Annotated in this window: 14 protein-coding genes; 4 read left to right on the top strand and 10 right to left on the bottom strand. The window is 34.3% G+C overall.

Annotated features, from left to right (window positions below):
* Positions 1-232 precede the first annotated feature (232 nt).
* From FLV_RS08715 to FLV_RS08680, 8 genes are all read right to left on the bottom strand, one after another.
* A complete protein-coding gene (locus FLV_RS08715; protein WP_243232959.1) occupies positions 233-1009 on the bottom strand; it encodes a polysaccharide deacetylase family protein in 777 nt (258 codons plus the stop codon).
* A gap of 406 nt (positions 1010-1415) precedes the next feature.
* Positions 1416-2087: a hypothetical protein gene (locus FLV_RS08710; protein WP_243232958.1), complete on the bottom strand. Its 672-nt coding sequence runs from the start codon at positions 2085-2087 to the stop codon at positions 1416-1418.
* Between the two features lie 660 nt (positions 2088-2747).
* Positions 2748-3347, bottom strand: a complete 600-nt coding sequence (locus FLV_RS08705; protein ID WP_243232957.1) for an REP-associated tyrosine transposase — start codon at positions 3345-3347, stop codon at positions 2748-2750.
* Positions 3348-4335: 988 nt separating this feature from the next.
* A complete protein-coding gene (locus FLV_RS08700; protein ID WP_243232956.1) occupies positions 4336-5109 on the bottom strand; it encodes a hypothetical protein in 774 nt (257 codons plus the stop codon).
* 257 nt (positions 5110-5366) lie between these two features.
* Entirely contained in the window at positions 5367-5831 is a 465-nt protein-coding gene (locus FLV_RS08695) for a hypothetical protein (RefSeq protein WP_243232955.1), read from the bottom strand.
* A 353-nt stretch (positions 5832-6184) separates the two neighbouring features.
* Entirely contained in the window at positions 6185-7264 is a 1080-nt protein-coding gene (locus FLV_RS08690; RefSeq protein ID WP_243232953.1) for an efflux RND transporter periplasmic adaptor subunit, read from the bottom strand.
* 235 nt (positions 7265-7499) lie between these two features.
* Complete coding sequence (locus FLV_RS08685; protein WP_243232952.1) at positions 7500-10775, bottom strand: efflux RND transporter permease subunit; 3276 nt, start codon at positions 10773-10775, stop codon at positions 7500-7502.
* 12 nt (positions 10776-10787) lie between these two features.
* Entirely contained in the window at positions 10788-12173 is a 1386-nt protein-coding gene (locus FLV_RS08680) for a TolC family protein (protein WP_410745956.1), read from the bottom strand.
* Positions 12174-12335: 162 nt separating this feature from the next.
* Here FLV_RS08680 and FLV_RS08675 point away from each other — a divergent pair, with 162 nt between their 5' ends.
* The 3 genes from FLV_RS08675 (at position 12336) to FLV_RS08665 (ending at position 14772) form a co-directional block, all read left to right on the top strand.
* Complete coding sequence (locus tag FLV_RS08675; RefSeq protein ID WP_243232950.1) at positions 12336-13370, top strand: sensor histidine kinase; 1035 nt, start codon at positions 12336-12338, stop codon at positions 13368-13370.
* Complete coding sequence (locus FLV_RS08670) at positions 13370-14077, top strand: LytR/AlgR family response regulator transcription factor (protein ID WP_243233446.1); 708 nt, start codon at positions 13370-13372, stop codon at positions 14075-14077. The genes FLV_RS08675 and FLV_RS08670 overlap by 1 nt, the downstream gene beginning before the upstream one ends.
* Before the next feature lie 221 nt (positions 14078-14298).
* Positions 14299-14772 carry a PepSY-like domain-containing protein gene (locus tag FLV_RS08665; RefSeq protein ID WP_243232949.1) on the top strand — a complete coding sequence of 158 codons (474 nt, stop codon included), beginning with the start codon at positions 14299-14301 and terminating at the stop codon, positions 14770-14772.
* A 268-nt stretch (positions 14773-15040) separates the two neighbouring features.
* Here the strand turns inward: FLV_RS08665 and FLV_RS08660 are convergent, their stop codons facing one another.
* Positions 15041-15604: a 2'-5' RNA ligase family protein gene (locus FLV_RS08660; protein WP_243232948.1), complete on the bottom strand. Its 564-nt coding sequence runs from the start codon at positions 15602-15604 to the stop codon at positions 15041-15043.
* Between the two features lies 1 nt (position 15605).
* Positions 15606-15920 (bottom strand): hypothetical protein, encoded by a 315-nt coding sequence (locus FLV_RS08655; protein WP_243232946.1) that lies wholly within the window; start codon positions 15918-15920, stop codon positions 15606-15608.
* Positions 15921-16095: 175 nt separating this feature from the next.
* Between FLV_RS08655 and FLV_RS08650 the strand changes: the two genes are divergently transcribed.
* Positions 16096-16257, top strand: coding sequence for a DUF1328 domain-containing protein (locus FLV_RS08650; protein ID WP_078230027.1), 162 nt, complete (start codon positions 16096-16098; stop codon positions 16255-16257).
* Positions 16258-16263: the final 6 nt, after the last annotated feature.

Genomic DNA, 16263 nt, shown 5'->3' with positions numbered 1-16263 from the left:
CTAATTGTTTATGAAAACAGGATAAAGCGTTTGCAACGCGGCTTTTCAGATAGATTGCCTACAATAATTTATAAGGAACTTTTGTTTTAATAGCCGCGTTACAAACGCTACAATATATCTTTTAATTTATGTAGGTACTCGTTGCAAACGAGCACCAGAGGGTTTTATGTTAGCCATTTTCAAATTCCTCCAGCCTCACTTTCAATACTTTTTTGCTATTAACAATAGTCATTTAAACGCCATTTTGTAAATTATACAATTCGGATATTGTATAAAATTTCATATTGTTATCTTTTACATATTTACAAATTTCAACTAGTGTTTGATATTCTGTTTCATAATTATTTTGACAAACAGTAACTGGTTTATGAGCATAAAAAATAACTATTTTATTTTTGTTTTTTGCATATTCCAAAAGCGATAAAAAATATGGAATGCTAAAATGCGGATAACTTTTATCAATTCCCAATCCATACACAATTCTGTCATAATTATAAAAACAATTTTGCGAAGACGGAGCAGATTTGCCATAAGTTGTTCCCCGGATTATTTGAAATTCATTAAGCAGTAAATTGTCGGTTGTTGTGTTTCTTGAACCGTATGGATATGCAAATGAAGTAGTTGATAAGGCATTATTATTCATTAAAGTAACCATTGGAAAAATCTCCTGATTCAGATATGCACTTCCTCCATTTGCTGAAATAAATGTTGTTGCATTTAAATGGTTTAAACCGTGTGCACCAATCTCATGTCCGTAACTTTTAAAATCTTTTAATTTTTGAATTTTATCAGCTGACAACTGATTAAATCGGGTTACAAAAAATGTTGCTTTCCAATCGTATGGCTGTAAAATACGATTAACATCATGCCATTCATCTACATAATCGTCATCAAAAGTTATAATTACGCCAGGTTGTAAATTTGATTGTTCATTAGGACTATCATCACTCTCACTGCAGGAAAATAGTATTATACTTAAAATTAATAGAAGGTATTTTTTTGTTTTCAAATTATTTTTTTCGTTTTCCTAAGGTTTTTGTCAACTTCAGTTTATGAAAACTTCCGTTTGATGGTCGGCAAATATAACAAAAGAATTATACTCAAATAAAAAAAGCGGTATAGCTGTTTTTCTTCAAATATTTTTTTCTCACTTCACTAGTTTGGTTATGTATTTTTATGATTTTTAGAAGCAGAGAATTCGTTTTCATAATTGATTTTAGTCCCGCTGTCCTTCCAATCTTTTATTTTTTAAAGGAAAAAATAAAAGGATTTTCCCTCCCATCGGGGCTAGATAAGAAATTTAGTCTTTTATGATGATATAGTAATATTTAGAATGTTTTTTGAGGTATAAGAAAATTTGGTTTTCAAAAGCCCACACGAAAGGATTCGTGCGGGAGCGGGGCAATCGAGTATTCTTATTTTAACTTGAAACTTTTTAAAGCATCAGTAATACTATTTTGAAATTCATTTATATAATATTCAGATACTTTTTCATTAATTATTTTTTTGCTTTCTAAATCATAAACAGGGTTTTCAAATTTTTCAAGTTGAAGCGTGTTGAGTTTTATTTTGCTTTTTATAGTGGGTAGAATGAATTCTTTTGTCAAATTATTAAAATGATAAATTCTAAAATTTGAAAAGAAGAAACCTTTATTGGCATTATATGAATTAATAGTAAAAATTGAAAAATTATGTTCTGTGTTAAAAAAAAGGTCAGTTGCGTAAAACGCATCATAATGCGTTATTTTTCTGAAGATTAGTAAATCTTGTATTGAGTTTTCATTACAAAATTTTGAAATGGTTTCTATAACATTTTTATCAATTGACCTTAAATCATTCAACTTTTCAATATTAGCAAAATCATATTCTAAAAATTTATAATTGATTTGTTCTTCGGTCAAAATTTTCACAGTTAGATCTTTTATATTAAAATCTAACGAGTATTCAACATTAGTTTTAATCTTGCTTAACTTATCAGAATTAAAATAACCCATGTTTTCATTAATATTGCTAATGATTCCAACTTGACTGTAAAAAAATTGTGAGAATAAAATTAATATTGCTGATAAGTGTAATTTGTTATTCATTTTAATGTTTTACTTATTATTTAATTTAGTAAAATTACGTAAAGCACTTTCTTAACTTCAGTATTTTTCTAATCGTGAAAGTATAAAAAATAAATGATACTGATAGGGTAGAATCAATTCTACGCTATCGTTCAGTAGATCTGCACGAGGGATGCTTGAAATATAAGAAATTCTGGTTTCAAAAGCCCACACCAAAGGATTCGTGCGGGAGCGGGGGCAAACTGAGTTCAATTCATGCCAGAAGCGCTGAATCTGAGGCAAAATAAGTGTAATTCATGTTAGAAGCACTGCTTCCAGGGCAAACCGGGTTTTATTTATGCTAAAAGCGCTGCATCTGAGGCAAACTGATTTCAATTCATGCCAGACGAACTGCATCTAAGGCAAAATGAATACAATTCATATTAGAAGCGCTGATTTTTGCTGGCGCGAGCATCTTGCTCGTGCAATTACTCGGCTCTTCGAAGTGTTCTTTTTATCGCTGCGCAAATGTCTCTGACTTTGCGCCATTTCTGAATTTTATTATAAACGAAAACTTGTCAAAAGTCTCCGCTTTTCGAAGTGTTTCTTATCAGTGCTGCGCAAATGTCTCTGACTTTGCGTCATTTTAAAATTTTGTTATAAACGAAAACTTGTCAAAAGTCTCCGACTTTTAAACTAAATTTAATAAAGATTATATTTTGTAAATGATTTCGAATTTAAAACATCAACGACAGGATTATCTGCTTTTTCAATAGTTAATAATCCCGAATTATTCACGTAATTGCCTGCACTTGAATAAATATAATCTGATGCTTTTGCCACAAGACCTGCCCTGACAGGATTTAAATGTATATAATCTAACTTAGACCACATAAAATCGTTTGAATAAATTTCTTCTGCATGATTTCCGTATTGCCAGAATTGATAATCTTTATTTCTGCTATGGGTTTGAGTTGCTAATTTAAAACGTTCCAACATCCATTCCTTTCTGCTCTCGGGACAGTTTTGTATTTTTTCTAAAATAGATTTTGCTGTAAATTTTTTAAAATCCCGAATCAAGTCAGATAATTTTCCATCTTCTGATTGTATGATTAAGTGAATATGATTACTCATAATTACATAGCCATACAAAAGCATTCCTTTGTTTTTGATACAATAATCTAAACTTTCGATCACAATATCTCTATAAGTTTGCCTTGTAAAAATATCAATCCAGTCTACGACTGTAGCAGTTATAAAATGTGGTAAAGTTTGGTCACGAACTACGTATCCTTCTTTCATTATAAGTTTTTTATAAATATAATGTATTTGTGTTTATTGCCGTTTAAAAACGTTTTGAAAAAAGTCAGGAGACTTTTGAGAGATTTAGGTTTTATAATAACATTAAAAAAATTGCGCAAAGTCAGAGACATTTGCGCAGCTTTTCATGAGAATACTTCGTAGAGCGGGGACTTTTGACAAGTTTTCGTTTTTAAATATATTTGTTTAGAATAGGCAAAGTCAAAGACATTTGCAGCTTTTCATAAGGAACACTTCGTACAGCAGGGGCTGTTAATTTGAAAGTTTATTGACGTATCCTATCAGTATGTACGATAAAGAATATAAAATTGTAAACAGCACTATAAATATTAAAAAATTATATTTAGATCTTAGATTAATTCTGGCAAAAAAATAAAATAGTATTGCTGCAACAAAGGGTAAAACAAACATAACCGTTATTTCAAGATAAAGATGTTGAGCTATCTTTTTCTGATATTCGGTTATATCAATTAGATTTTTATGAAAATTATCTTTGGTAATTTTCAGACTTTCCCAAACAATAGATACGCCGATATATCTTAATATAAACGCTGTGAATATTGAAAAAAACAATGTTTTTATAACTTCTTTATTTTTCATTATGGTAGTATGAGCTAGTTTTTTTGATTTATATATTTTTCTTCTCAGCGCTGCGCAAATGTCTCTGACTTTGCGTCATTTTAAAATTTTGTTATAAACGAAAACTTGTCAAAAGTCTCCGACTTTTAAACTAAAGTTGAAAGTAGTTTATATCAATAAATCCTTCTTTCATTTTAAGTTTTTTATAAATATAGTGTATTTGTGTTTATTGTCGTTTAAGAACTTTTTTGTAAAAGTCAGGAGACTTTTGAGAGATTTAGGATTATAGCAGCATTAAAAAAATTGCGCAAAGTCAAAGACATTTGCGCAGCTTTTCATTAGAACACTTCGAAGAGCAGGGAACACTTCGTAGAGCAGGTGTAGCAGGCATTTATAAGAAGTCCTTGCGTAATTGTTGGCTCGATGTTTCAATATCAATGAGTAAATTTTCCACTTCCTTAAAATTCATTTTTAAGTGATTTAAAAGGAGAAAGTTATTTCGACACATATTATTGTATAATTCAACACCATCTTTTGAAGTAATCCAAAGATTTCCTAAATCCTCATCAAATACAATATGCCGTCTATCCCATGAGTCTAAAAGCTCTAAGCAGGGTTTTAAAATTAAATAGTATTGACCACGGAGAAATTCATCTCCATATAAATTCATTTTTTTATTAGCATCATCATTAATTTTTATGAATTCAGGAAATAATGGATTTTTTTCCTCGTGCATTTTATGTAGACATTTCCCTAGGAGATTCGCACAGTCATTTATAATTGCAGAAAGCTTAATTTTGCCTTCCGAATCAAGCTTTAATTTATCTTTAAGAAATTTGTCATTTTGCAAAAATATTTGATATATCATTCCGCAACTATCAATTATAGTTTTGAACTTACCCGCATTTTCAATTTTATTTCCAGATGAATAATATTCTAAAAAAGACAGAAGATAATTTTCAATATCTATTTTTTTAGCAATATTTTTTAAATCTGTAATTGGAGCAATAAATTGTGGTCGAGAGTCAATTTCAATTCCTTCTAATTCAGTGATAAGAGTTTTAACATTTTCATTCTGTTCTTTAGAATTCTGAATAGCATTGTGGATGATTAATGAGAAATAAGTTAATTTATCTTTAAGTTCTTCTTTTTTGCGTTCAATCATTTTTTGATTGTCATTTAAAATTTGACGAAAAAAGAAATAGTATGCAGTAATTACACTTATTAAGGCCAAAAAAAGGGGAAATAAAAAGTCTTTTATGAGATTATACAATAATGTTTCGTGAAAGTTTTCAATGAACAACCTATAAAATAAGCTCATATAAATTGATTAAGAATTTTGGTTATAAAATTGCGTTAGATTCTTGAATTCTCCGACTCTGTTTTGTGCTTGCTACTAAAGGCTGTTAGCAGTAGCCTTTTTTAAGTGAATTTAATTTTAAAACGATTCAAAGTTTCATCTTTTTCTGCTTTATCAAGATCAACTCTATTCTCCCAAAAACTATTTGCTTCTATTGTAATTCCGTAATCATCTTCATCTGAATTTGTTGAAAAAACATTATTTAAATCACAATCATCTTTATGATCAATTATAAAATCGTGCAAAGTAGAGCCAATGCCCTGACGCTTTGGATTAGACGAAAAGGTTTGTTGAAAATAATCTCCAGTTTGATATTGAAGTTTGTAATCAAAATTGGGATCATCTATTTCATCTTCATCAAATATCCATAATGGACTTAAGATTAATTCGCCTTTTATATTTTCTCCTGTTTTAGATAGTTTAATTTTAATTTCTTGATTAAAATTTGAATCATTACTATCAGCCAAACCTCTAAAAATATGAACTTTGTATCCTTTATAGTCAATAGTTTTGTCAATTCTTTCCATAATTTTTGTTAAGGTTACTGCTAACTTGTTTATATGTGTGATAAAATTACACAAAGCAATCCTAATCTCTGTAGATATGTGTGACAAAATCACTAATATTCATTTTTACTAATATAAGAAAAACTTTTATAAATTATTAATGAGTTTTATCTGTAAATCTTTATTTTAAAAACCATTTGCTAAATTCCTAAACCCCTAGCCCTGATAGAAGCGGTATCCTTTTTCTGGCTCCTTTAGCCGGGAAAAGATACAAGCGAATAGCAGGAAACGGCTCCTAAACAAAAAAAAGTACCATAAAACCTAAGTCTTACAGCACTTTCGAACAAATCAATAATTAATTAAATGAGTACAGGTTATTCGTTGATAACATCGCCTTCCTTAATTTCTTCGCTGGCGATTTTTACCAGTCTGTCTTTGCGGTTCAAATCACCGAAAATTTCAATTTTATCTTCGATTTCCCTTCCTTTTTTTACATCTATTCTTGTGGCTTTGTGGTTCAGTACTTTTATCACAAACAAACCTTCGGCAGAACTCACCAAAGCCGATTTTGGCACTACAAAAGTGCTGTCTTTTGCGTTAAGCGGCAATAGCACTTCGGCTACCATTCCGGGTAATAAATTTCCTTTGGTGTTGTGTACATCCATTTCGACTCTTTCAGAACGTAATTTCAAATCTAAAGCACCGGACATTCTCGTGATTGTGGCTTTAAATGTTTCCGGCAATGATTTTACATTAAAACTCATTTCGTCACCGTTGTGTAAATATCCGGTGTACAATTCCGGAACTGAAACTGCCAGACGCAGTTTGTTTTGCTGCTGAATTGTCAATAAAGGCGAACTTGAAGCAGGACCAACAAAGGTTCCTAAATTCACATTTCTGGATGCCACGACACCATCAAAAGGCGCACGGATTTCAAGATAACTTCTCATGATTTTTACCTCTTTATGAGCCGCAATCGCAGCCTGATATTGTGCGTAATCAGAATTTTTCTTTCCGCTTGCCATTTCCAGATCGTTTTTAGAAATCGTTCCTTCAACCTTGCTCGTTTCGTACAAGCGGTTGTAGGTGCTTTTGCTGGTGGCGTAAATCGCTTCCATAGATTTCAGTCTTGATTCGGCTGCTGCCAGTTGTGAACTGATTTCCGGTGCTTCCAGAACGATCAAAAGCTGTCCTTTGGTTACTTTTGAACCAATATCTACTTTCAGTGTTTTTACGAAACTGCTCACTTTGGCATACAAATCGACCTGTTGGAAACCGGTTAATTCGGCCGGTAAACGCAATTCGGTGGTCAGTTTTTCTTTTTCCAGAAGAAAGGTTTCCGTTTTCGGTTCGATTGCTGCCGTAACAACTTCTTCCTTTTTGGAATTACAGCTGTTAAGAAAAAATAATGCTGCAAAAAACAGCGGGCTGTATTTTATAATTTTAGTGTTCATTTTTTGGTTTTATATAATGAATATGTTTTAAGCTTTTGGGTGAAAGTGAATAAAATTTAATTTAACACATAGAATCATAGCTTTTCTTTACGGGTAAAGGCGTTTCACTTGTTTCAATACACATAGCTATGTGTGAAAACTAGTTTTTTCTTTTACCTTTTTTATTTATAACTTAAATCTATTGTTTCTATGTGTTAAAAAAATAATTACACTCAACGGGTTATGGCTTTCGACTTTATGGCTTATTTAATGATGAAATATAATGAATGCTTTCTTCGTCTTCAGGATCGAGGGAAACAGATTGTGTTGTGGTATGTTCCTGCGCCCAGGCGAAAATCAACGGTAAAATTAATAATACGGCAAAGGTCGAAAACAACAGTCCGCCAATTACGGCTCTACCCAATGGAGAAACCTGATCGCCTCCTTCGCCATGACCAATTGCCATTGGCAGCATTCCGGCAATCATCGCCACCGAAGTCATGATAATCGGACGAAGACGCAGTGCCGCCGCTTCGCGGGCCGACTCTAAAGCGTTTCCGTTTATTTTTCGCAACTGTTCGGCATTGGTAACCAGTAAAACAGCATTTGCAATCGAAACCCCAACGGACATGATAATTCCCATGTACGATTGTAAATTCAGCGTTGAACCTGTAATGGTCAGCATTAACAGCGCTCCCAAAACTACTGCAGGAACTGTGGTTAAAATCACCAATGATACTTTGAATGACTGGAAATTAGCGGCCAACATTAAGAAGATTACAAAAATAGCAACCAACAACCCTACCTGTAAACTGCTTAATGTTTCCTCCAATACCTTACTCAGTCCAATAGGCGTGACAAATAAGCCACGTGGTAGTTCGCCCAATGTACTGATAGTTGCAGCCACATCTTTAGTCGCCGTCCCCAAATCGGTTTGACTGATGTTTGCTGTAACTGTAATGTATGGCATTGCCCCTAAATTGTCATTTTCACCGCTCACAAAGCCGGGTGTAATTTTGGCTACGTCGCTTAAAACAGGACGAAGCGAGTTTTTCAATACCGGAATTTCTCCAATATCGGTTTTGCTTTTCATTTGGTTTAACGGAACCTGAACCTGAACGTTTACAGATAAACCGGTTCGTTCGTCAATCCACGTATTTTTTTCGGTATATCTTGACGATGATGTCGAAGCAATCAGCGAACGCGAAATATCATTCATGTCAACACCCAGTTCGGCAGCACGGGTTCTGTCAATATCGATGTTCATTGCCGGATAATGTATCGGCTGACCAATCTGTACATCACGGAAATAATCTATTTTCTGTAATTTTTCAACGATTTGATTCGCATAGGTTTCATTTCGTTTTTTGTCTTTTCCTGCAATTCGAATTTCGATTGGAGTAGGAGAGCCCTGACTCAAAACCTTATCCGTTAATTCGATCGGTTCAAAAGTTAGTTTCACATCAGGCAGCACCTTTTTGATTCTCGCCCTGAATTCATCTTTAAAATCATCCATGTCGGCATGATATTCTTTTAAACTCACCTGAAAGACAGCTTCATGCGAGCCCGCCATGAACAAATAAATTGGGTTAATCGAGAACAGCGATGGGTGCTGGCCCACATAAACAGAAGATATTCCGATGTGTTCATTGCCTACCATTTTCTTCAGTTCTTTCAGTACCAAAATGGCTTTTTCTTCGGTACGTTCCAGACGAGTTCCGTCGGGAGCACGCATTCTCAATTGAAACTGACTTGAATTTACTTTCGGAAAAACATCTTTCCCGATGAACGAAATAAATACAATAGCAAGCGTCGTAGCCAGAATCAAATACGTTAAAGCAGCTGCTTTTTTGTATGGGAACAATCGTTCAAGTGTACGCATAAAACGAATTCTGAAACGTTCGAAAGCACTGATTTTTCCGTTTCCATCCGTATCCGTTCTTTCAACATAATCTTTTTTCTGAGTAATCAGTTGTTTCTCAGATTCCGGAGTTAATCCGCAGGCGTTAAATTCGGCTTCATCGTCTGTAATTTCAGGTGTATGATCGTGTTTCGGATGTGCTTTCATCAGCCAGTTTGCCATTACAGGTACAAAAGTCTGCGACAATAAAAATGAAATAACCATCGAGAATCCAATCGCCAAAGCCAACGGTAAGAACAAGGCGCCCGGAATTCCGACCATCGTAAAGGCAGGTGCAAAAACCGCCAATATACAAAGCAGAATCAATAATTTAGGCAACGCAATTTCCTGACAGGCATCCCAAATCGCGAGTGCTTTTGGTTTACCCATATCGAGATGCTGGTGAATATTTTCTATCGTTACGGTACTTTCATCCACCAGAATTCCAATGGCCAGAGCAAGTCCGCTTAAGGACATTAAGTTGATGGTCTGCCCGAATAGTTTAAGAAATAAAACTCCCGAAATAATCGAAATCGGAATCGTCAGAATTACGATTAACGCTGCACGCCTGTCACCTAAGAATAATAAAACCATTAATCCGGTTAAAACCGCTCCGATGATTCCTTCTGTAATCAAACTTTTAACCGAGTTGATGACATAAACCGACTGGTCAAATTCGTATGATAATTGTACGTCTTCGGGAAGCGTGCTCTGAATTTTAGGCAATTCCGATTTTAATTTCTGAACCACATCCCAGGTCGAAGCGTCTCCGGCTTTTGCAATACTGATATAAACCGAACGTTTTCCGTTAACCAAAGCATATCCGTTGGTCACGTCGGCACCGTCTTTTACAGTGGCAACATCGCCTAATTTCAGGTTTTGAACACCGCCTTTAAACAACGGAATCTGTTCAAAATCCTTAATTTCTTTAATCGTATTATTGGTAGGCGAAATGTAATTGATGTCGCCAATTCTCACGTTTCCGGATGGCGCTGTCTGGTTGTTGATACGAATCGCTTCCACAATCTGATCGGGCGTCATATTGTGTGAACGCAGTAAATCAGGATCAACGTTAACCTCTACTGTTCTTGGGCTTCCGCCAAAGGGAGCCGGAGATAATAAACCCGGAATCGAAGTAAACGAAGCTCTTACATAAACATTGGCCAAATCCTGCAATTCGTTGTTGGAACGTATTTTACTGCTTAAAACTAATTGTCCAATCGGTAATGACGAAGCATCAAAACGAATGATAAACGGAGGCTGTGTTCCCGGAGGAAAAGCCGCCTGAATTCGGTTCGAAAGCGCTCCTAATTCGGCAGCAGCCTGCGCCATGTTGGTATTTTCGTAATAGGTTAATTTCATAATCATCAACCCCTGGATATTCTTGGTTTCTACCGATTTTATACCATTGGCAAAAGGGAGGATGTTTACGTAATTTTTGGCAAAATAAGCCTCCATCTGATCCGGAGTATATCCTCCAAACGGATGCGCAATATAAATTACAGGCAAATTCATTTTCGGAAGAATATCTACCTTGATGTCTTTGATGGCACCAATTCCGAAGAAAAATAAACCGGCCACCAATACCAATATCGAGATGGGTTTGCGGAGTGCAAAACGTATTAAATTCATTAGGCGCTATAATTAAAATTCATTTATAAATAAGTCAAAATTGCCTGTTGCGGCTACTTTTAGCAAATAGGACTGCCATACATTATTATTGACAATGTCACGGTCGATTTCGGCACGGTTTAGTGTGTAAATCGTCTGGGTCAGATCGGTCAGGTCTGTTAATCCGTTTTTGTATAAAGTCGATTTTTGCAGATATGCTCTTTGCGCTGCATTTACCTGAATGGGCGCTTCGGAATAATTCTCCAACGTAATTTTTATTTTATCTTCGGCAAAATTCAATTGCGACTTCAATTCCCTGTCGGCCTGATTGTATTCTTCCTGCAAAGCCTGAGAAACAAATTTTTGTGCGCTGACCTGTTTACTGCTTCTGAAAGGAGTCGTCAAATTCCACGTAATTCCAATTCCTAATAAATAGTTAGTGCGATCCGGATTGACGCCATCCCAGTAATTTCGGTTAAAAGCAGTCTGATCAGTCGCATAAGAGGAATCAAATCCTGAAGCCCGGGTTTGCAACACACCAAACGCACTCATGGTAGGATAATAAAAACGTTTGTACAATTTGACCTGCTGGTTGCTGTAATCAATTCTCGTTTTATACAATTGCAATAATGGGTGAAGGCTATCAGTTACACTATTTTGTTGTACAAGTTCTTTTGGAATCTGTGTAACAAAAATCGTATCAGTAACAAAATCCTGAGGCGCAACGCCCATTAAATCGACCAGTTTATTGTTTTGTTCCTTAACGAAATTTTTAGCCAGATTCAGAGCCATTTTGGCTTTCGAAACTTCGGCTGTAGCCAAAGTCGAATCCACTCCGGCCAGTAATCCGTTTTTGACTCTTGCTGCGGCGGTTCTTTTGAAAACTTCGGCACGGTTTAAATTCTTCTGTTGTGAAATGAGTAATCTTTGGCTTGCCAATAAATTGAGATAAGCGGCTGAGATTTTAATTTCCAGCTGGAAATTCTCCTGATTCAGGTCTTTTTCTTTGGTCTGAACATCAATTTTAGACAGGTTGATTTTTTCCTTTGCTTTTCCGAAAGTGAAAAAATCCCAGTTCATGTTTACCAGATAAAGTGCGCCAAAAGCCGAGTTCCAGTTTTGTTCTGGTAACGGAAGCCCTGAAGAAGCAACGCCCAGACCTCCAAAACCATATAATGGTCCGTTTTGCCCGTTTACGGTTCCGTAATCCTGCTGCGCTGATAAATTTAAGTTAGGTAAATAATCGCGTTTGGATTGTTTTAGAGTCTCGCGAGAAGCATTCGTATAGTTGTTTTTTGCTCTGACTGAACCGTAATTTTCAAGCCCTGTTTTTATGGCGTCCTTTAAAGACAAGGTTTGAGAATGACCGTTTATGGCAAAAATCAGGAAAAATAGTAAAGTAATTTTTTTGAAATACATAAACCAAAGTGTGAAATTATAGCCCAAATTTATTTCTCTTCTATTGATAAAAGTCATGTTAAGTGATGTACTGCACTAATAAATGACCAATTGAATTTGTCATTTTTTGGAAATAGTATTTGAATAATTGTTCGTACTTTGTAAACTATTTAAGTGCAGAAAATGAATAAAAAGTTAAACAACATGATGGAAAACAAATGGTGGCAGGAAATTGCCGTCGTTCTTTTTTCATTCACGGTTTATACCCTAAAAAATGACTGGATGCTTTTCAGTTCTTTCATATCCATTTTAATGGGGATTTTTTTCTACTGTATTTTATACATGCATGCCCAGTTTAACCGGTTTTTTATACTTCCGGTTTTATTTAAAGGCAAAAGACCATTGACTTATGTATTTCTGACTCTTGTAGCGGTATTCCTTTTTTCGCTTGTTTTATATCAGATTACATCATTAAGTATGTTTGCTAATTGTCATCTATATCAGAATTCGCACCAACGCAGTTATGTGTATCAGCTGGCGAGCGTATTAGGAACTTTGGTTTGTATTTTAAGTCCGATAATTGTTTTTAAGTTTTACAGAATCAATAAAAAACAGACAGACGAAACGCTGTTGTTCAATCAAATGCAGCTGAATTCACTGAAAGGACAGCTGAACCCGCATTTTTTATTCAATACCTTCAATACGCTTTACGGGATTAGTTTAGAATTTCCCGAAAGAACGCCGGATCTGATCATGAAAGTATCACAACTGATGCGTTATCAGCTCGAAAGCAACAACAAACAATGTGTATCACTTGAAGATGAACTGGAATTTATAAACAGTTACATTCAACTCGAAAAAGAGCGAGTAGGATATCGTTGTGACATTACGTACGATTGTAAAATTGACAACGAAAATGCCTATAAAGTATCGCCAATGCTGCTGATTGCCTTTATAGAAAATGCCTTTAAACACGGAACCTGTGCCATCGAAAAATGTTTTGTGCGTATTATTATTACCGTTGAAAACGGACTGCTGCATCTGCATGTCGTCAACTCTATTCCAAAGAAAACCGATGTGGTTTCTACTAAAATTGGCTTAAAAAATACGATTGAAAGACTGAACCTGATTTATGGAAAAGAATATAAATTGAATATTCAGGAAGATAAAAATACCTACATCATTGATTTGAAATTACAACTGAAAAAGTTTGTATGATGAAGGAGACTAAAAAATGCATTATCGTTGATGATGAGCCGGCAGCGCATTATGTTCTGGCTAATTACATCAAACAGAATCCACAGCTGGAGCTTGTTTTTCAGGGCTACAATGGAGTAGAGGCTATGGATTATCTTCGTGAAAATAAAGTCGATCTGATGTTTCTGGATATCAATATGCCAGAGATTTCAGGAATGGAATTACTGAAGATTATTCCAACACATCCCAAAACGATTTTAACCACTGCCTATTCTGAATTTGCTTTGGAAAGCTATGATTACGGTGTGATTGATTATCTTTTGAAACCTATTTATTTTCCAAGGTTTTTAAAAGCTATTGACCGTTTTTTTGCAACAGAAAATGTAAAAAGCAGGGAAGAGGAAGTAATCAATTCGGTTAGTGTAAAAGTCGATGGGTATTTTATGGATATCGAATTAGACCAGCTTTTGTTTGCACAAAGTTTTGGCAATTATGTGAAGCTGTACACTTTAAAAAGAATCTATCTGGCTTCTATCACAACTGCTGAATTTGAAAAATGCCTGCCAGAGAAGAATTTTATGCGTATTCATAAATCGTATATCGTCGCATTGGATAAAATTGAAGAAAGCGAAAAAGATTTTGTTGTGATAAAGAATGAAAAACTTCCGGTTGGTATTACCTATCGAAGAGAATTGACAGAAAGACTGAAGAATAAAGACCATATATAAAAGTTCAGAAATAAATGCTTACTAATTCAATTATTTCAAAAAAGAAGCCTGCTAAGATTTATTTCCTGCAGGCTTTTTTGATTCATTAATTTTCAGTTTAAACATTCTTTAATTTTCCTTAAGATTCTAAAATTTATTAGAAACTTCATTTTTAATTCATTTATAAGTAGTAAATTTATTACTGTTTTTTTTGAGTTTATTAATTCTTTAATGATAAAAAAATGAGAAGAGTCTTTTTAGTTTTCGCTCTGTTAAGCTTTGGTTTTTTAATGGCACAGGAGGGAACGAATATGAAAAAAACTGTAATTCCTCCTGAACTGGTAAGAATTGCTTTTGAAAAAGAATACCCTGGAAAAATAGTGGTCTGGTCTGAAGAATATGTGGGCGATGATAATGATGAAATTCGTTATGAAGGGAAATACAATGTAAACAATACTACAAAAGCATTGGCGATTTATGATAATCTGGGCAATATGAAAGCGTATGAACTACAGATTCCTTTAAATCAGCTGCCTGCTAAAGCACAAACTTATCTGAAAAAAAATTATCCAGCGAAGGCGATAAAAGAAATTGCAGTAGTAGTGGATGACAAAAACAAAACGACTTATGAAGTTGGGATTGAAAAAGATTCAAAGTTTTACGATCTCATTTTTGATAAAAACGGAGGGTTCGATGTGAGTATCGAAAAAAATTAAAAATGAGCTTACTTACTAATTCAGATATTTAAACGAGAAACCCGATAAGTTTTAGCTTATCGGGTTTTGTTTTTGGATTAAATCAGAATCAAATTAGAGTTTAAGGTTTCTGCTTTTTTGTTTCAGGTTACTAAACTTTGTGGTGATTTAACCGCTAAGTCCGCTAAGGTTTACGCAAAGACGCAAAGTCACGAAAAAATAGACTCTGCGATTTTGCGAGATTAAAAAAAATTACGAACCTTGCGTAAACCTTAGCGGACTTAGCGGTTTAAAACAAACTTCCCTGAACAAATTCAGGCTGTGAATTTCCGTTAAATGAAAAAGTATCAATAACAAAAAACTGTTTTTTAACCGGATCTAATTCCCGCAAAACAATTTCTTTACACAAAAAATCAATTTCAATAGTAGTAAAAAGCTGTGATGCTATTTTAAGATTTTCTGATGTAAGTTTTCTGCCAATCGACAGGTGCGGATCGTCGCTTTTTTTTAGTTTTAAAGATTTCAAAGTTTCCTGAATCTTTTTCATGACTGGTTTCAGATTATTTTTCGAAGTTTCATTGGGAGCAATAAAAAAGGCCCCGCTGTTTTCATAAAACGAAAAATGATCCAGATAAACGGGGAAAGGCGTAAAAGTATCGCAGGTTTTAAAAAGTTTTTGTTTGTATGTATCGATTTGTGAATCGTCAAGGTTGAATTCGCAGATTGTAATATGTGCAGTAGAGTTACAGCTGTTGTACCAGTTGATTTTGCTTTTTAAACATTCCTTCATTGTTTTGACCGAATCAATAACATCCTGCGAAGGATAAATCGCAACTGAATACTTTTTCTCCATCTTAAAGTTCTCCTTTTTTATGCAAACGGTCATAAATTTCAGACTGAAGCAATCCGCTTCCGCCACCAAAATGTTCTATGATCTCAACTCCGGGATGGGCTTTTAAACAAAATGCGGTAAATTCTTTTTCGATATGATCCTCAATAGCAGAACTTAACAAAACAAAATCAACATTATGCTGTAAAAAGTAATCCTGAGCTAATTTTTCATCATTAAATCCAACTGCACTCCAGTTTTCATTGGCATTTACTAACCGAAGTAAAATTTCAAGTATCGGTTGATTTTTACCTAATATTAAAAAGTCATATTTTTTCATAATGCCATAGTTTTCATTACAAAAATAGTTCTTAAAAGCTAAAACCAACTTAATCCAGATTAAGAATAACATTCGATAGCGATAAAAAAATAACGTTTTGAGTTAATCTAATTCGTGTTAAAGAGGGAAATTTGGTATAACAAACAAAATCAGTATTAACTAAAAAATCAAGATTATGTTACGATGGACAGTCATTTTTATTATTCTGGCAATAGTAGCCGGGATATTTGGTTTTGGCGGTATCGCTGCCGGAGCCGCAAGTATCGCTAAAGTCTTATTCTTTATATTCATTGTATTGTTTTTGCTGTCATTAATTAGCGGCAGAAGAAAGATTTAGATAAAA

Origin of the sequence: Flavobacterium pectinovorum, from assembly GCF_022802975.1 — a bacterium.
Lineage (GTDB): Bacteria > Bacteroidota > Bacteroidia > Flavobacteriales > Flavobacteriaceae > Flavobacterium > Flavobacterium pectinovorum_B.
This window is presented reverse-complemented; position numbering and strand designations above follow the sequence as displayed.

Coding starts and splice junctions, on each gene's coding strand:
- FLV_RS08680 (WP_410745956.1), bottom strand. CDS start 12,173: ATGTATTTCAAAAAAATTACTTTACTATTTTTCCTGATTTTTGCCATA.
- FLV_RS08710 (WP_243232958.1), bottom strand. CDS start 2,087: ATGAATAACAAATTACACTTATCAGCAATATTAATTTTATTCTCACAA.
- FLV_RS08660 (WP_243232948.1), bottom strand. CDS start 15,604: ATGGAGAAAAAGTATTCAGTTGCGATTTATCCTTCGCAGGATGTTATT.
- FLV_RS08695 (WP_243232955.1), bottom strand. CDS start 5,831: ATGGAAAGAATTGACAAAACTATTGACTATAAAGGATACAAAGTTCAT.
- FLV_RS08700 (WP_243232956.1), bottom strand. CDS start 5,109: ATGATTGAACGCAAAAAAGAAGAACTTAAAGATAAATTAACTTATTTC.
- FLV_RS08650 (WP_078230027.1), top strand. CDS start 16,096: ATGTTACGATGGACAGTCATTTTTATTATTCTGGCAATAGTAGCCGGG.
- FLV_RS08665 (WP_243232949.1), top strand. CDS start 14,299: ATGAGAAGAGTCTTTTTAGTTTTCGCTCTGTTAAGCTTTGGTTTTTTA.
- FLV_RS08675 (WP_243232950.1), top strand. CDS start 12,336: ATGAATAAAAAGTTAAACAACATGATGGAAAACAAATGGTGGCAGGAA.
- FLV_RS08705 (WP_243232957.1), bottom strand. CDS start 3,347: ATGAAAGAAGGATACGTAGTTCGTGACCAAACTTTACCACATTTTATA.
- FLV_RS08690 (WP_243232953.1), bottom strand. CDS start 7,264: ATGAACACTAAAATTATAAAATACAGCCCGCTGTTTTTTGCAGCATTA.
- FLV_RS08670 (WP_243233446.1), top strand. CDS start 13,370: ATGAAGGAGACTAAAAAATGCATTATCGTTGATGATGAGCCGGCAGCG.
- FLV_RS08655 (WP_243232946.1), bottom strand. CDS start 15,920: ATGAAAAAATATGACTTTTTAATATTAGGTAAAAATCAACCGATACTT.
- FLV_RS08685 (WP_243232952.1), bottom strand. CDS start 10,775: ATGAATTTAATACGTTTTGCACTCCGCAAACCCATCTCGATATTGGTA.